The organism is Actinomadura sp. NPDC048394 (genome assembly GCF_040651755.1).
GTDB lineage: Bacteria > Actinomycetota > Actinomycetes > Streptosporangiales > Streptosporangiaceae > Spirillospora > Spirillospora montaniterrae.
Map to the genome: position 1 here is coordinate 1 of NZ_JBEZJL010000177.1, position 2143 is coordinate 2143.

Consider the following 2143-nt stretch of genomic DNA (forward strand, 5'->3'; position numbering starts at 1 on the left):
AGCTGTCCTTCGGCTACGCCACCACAGTGGCCGATTCAGTAGCCCGCCTGGATGACGCTGATTGCGCCCAGGCCGAGACCACGCTGCTGGAGATGACCGACCAGGGCTTCTCGGCCGGGAAGGTCGCCACGTTCGGCCACCGGATCCGCGACCTTATCGCCGAGCGAGACGGCACCGAGGACGCTCCGGATGAGGACAGCAAGCGTGGTTACGACAAGTCCTGGCTGACCACGACGCGTTCCCTGGACGGCGGCCGGTACGTCAAAGGGTGGCTGAACCCCGAGGACGCCGCCATCTGGGACGGCACCCTCGCCCCGCTGGCCAAGCCGGCCGGGCCGGAAGACCGCCGCGACGTGGCCGAGCGAACGGCAGCGGCGCTGTCCAGCGTGCTGTCGGGCGGACATAAGGCCACCAAGGTCACCGTGATCTGCGACCTGGACACACTGACCGGTGGCAACGCCCCGGCCCGCCTCACCGACGGGACGCCGATCCCCGCCCCGCAGGCGCGCCGCATCGCCCTCGCGGCCGGAGTCTCACCCCTCCTCCTCGGACGGGGGAACACGCCGCTCTACTTGGGCCACCGGGAACGGTTCGCCAGCGCAGCACAACGCCAAGTCCTCGAAACCCTCTACCCGTCTTGTGCGGTACGAGAGTGCGAGATTCCCGGCACGTTGTGCGAAGTGGACCACGTCCACGGGTGGGCGCTCGGGCACTCGCCCACCGACATCGATCAGCTCGCCCTCACCTGCGGATGGCACAACCGGTTCAAACACACCCGCCCCGACCAGATCCAGATCACCAAGGATCGAGACGGGCGCTATGTCTACCGGTTGCTGCCACCAGCCGACGCCCGAGGATCCGCGACCGGGACCGGGCCACCGGGCAGCATCGGCCCACCCGATTCGCCCCTCCACTGGGCCGCATAACCATTCCACCGGCATGTCCGCTAGGCCCGCCCGGGACGACTCGTGTCCCGGGCAGCCTAGGCATGCCCACCGAACCTCCCACCAGCGCGGCGACTGTCGCAGTGGCCGATTAGGGTCGTCGGCGTGATCATGAGCAGCCCCTTGCCTTCCGGGAAACCGATCAACGACATCGACGTGGTCGAGGTGGACGGACGGCCCTTGTTCGTGGTCGCCGAGTACGGCGGCGGCGCATGGACCTGGGACCCGGCCGGTGACGTGTGGACCAAGCCGCCGCTTCAGCCGCCCTTTGAGCAGTACCCCGACGATGACGATCCCGACGTCGACTGTGTGGCGGCAGGACTGCAGGACGGACGTCTGATCATCGTCGGTGGCAGCGAGAACCACGCCATGGTCGCCTGGGACCTGCGGAGCGGCGAGGTGCTCCGGGAGGTGGACGAGGAGGACGACCCCGTCACATCCGTGGCCGCCGTGCGGATCGACGGACGGCTGACCTTCGTCTCCGGGGACTACGGTGGCGGGATCGCCCTGTGGGAGCCGTTCCAGGACGAGCCCGTCGAACTGGCCGTCGACCACGAGGAAGCGATCCTCGACCTGAGTGCAGGGATCGTCGATGACCGTCCCGTGCTGATCGCGGGTGGCTACGACGGGATGGTCGGGGTGTGGGACTTGCGGTCCCGGCTGCGGATGGGCTGGTGGGAGGCCGGGGACAAGGAGCCGGTCAGAGGTGTCGCGCTGACTTCGGTCGACGGGCGTCCGGTCGCGGTGGCGGGTGGTGAGACCGGCCAGGTCCAGGTGTGGGCGCTGGACGGCGTCGACCGGCCGCTCATCGCGACGCTGCCCGTCCACGAGGAGCGCATCAACGCTCTGGACGCCGCCACGATCGACGGCCGTCCCCTCGTGATCACCGGCTCCGAGGATGGAACCGTCCGAACCTGGGATCTGGCCCGGGGACGGCAGGTCGAGGACCCCATTACCAGCGATACCGAATGCATGTCGATCACGCGGCTGAACGGCCGCCTGACCGCCTTCACCGCCGACACGAACGGTGTCATCCACGGATGGGACCTGGAAGTCTGACGGCGCGGCTGCTCAGAAAAGGCGGCCCCTTCGATCCTCTTCGCACCTTACGGAAGGGGGTGGTGGGGTGGCGCGACCCGGGGGCGGGGGGCGGGGGGCGGGGCCCCCCGGAAAGGGAGAGGGGGGGGGGGGGGGAGAGT

2 protein-coding genes are annotated in these 2143 nt (G+C 69.2%); both read left to right on the forward strand.

Annotated elements, in window-relative coordinates:
* A partial coding sequence (locus tag AB0C78_RS50675) for a DUF222 domain-containing protein (RefSeq protein ID WP_360763019.1) occupies positions 1-926 on the forward strand: 926 nt, incomplete at its 5' end.
* A gap of 129 nt (positions 927-1055) precedes the next feature.
* On the forward strand, positions 1056-2003 hold the full coding sequence (locus AB0C78_RS50680; RefSeq protein ID WP_360763022.1) for a WD40 repeat domain-containing protein: 948 nt from the start codon (positions 1056-1058) through the stop codon (positions 2001-2003).
* Positions 2004-2143: the final 140 nt, after the last annotated feature.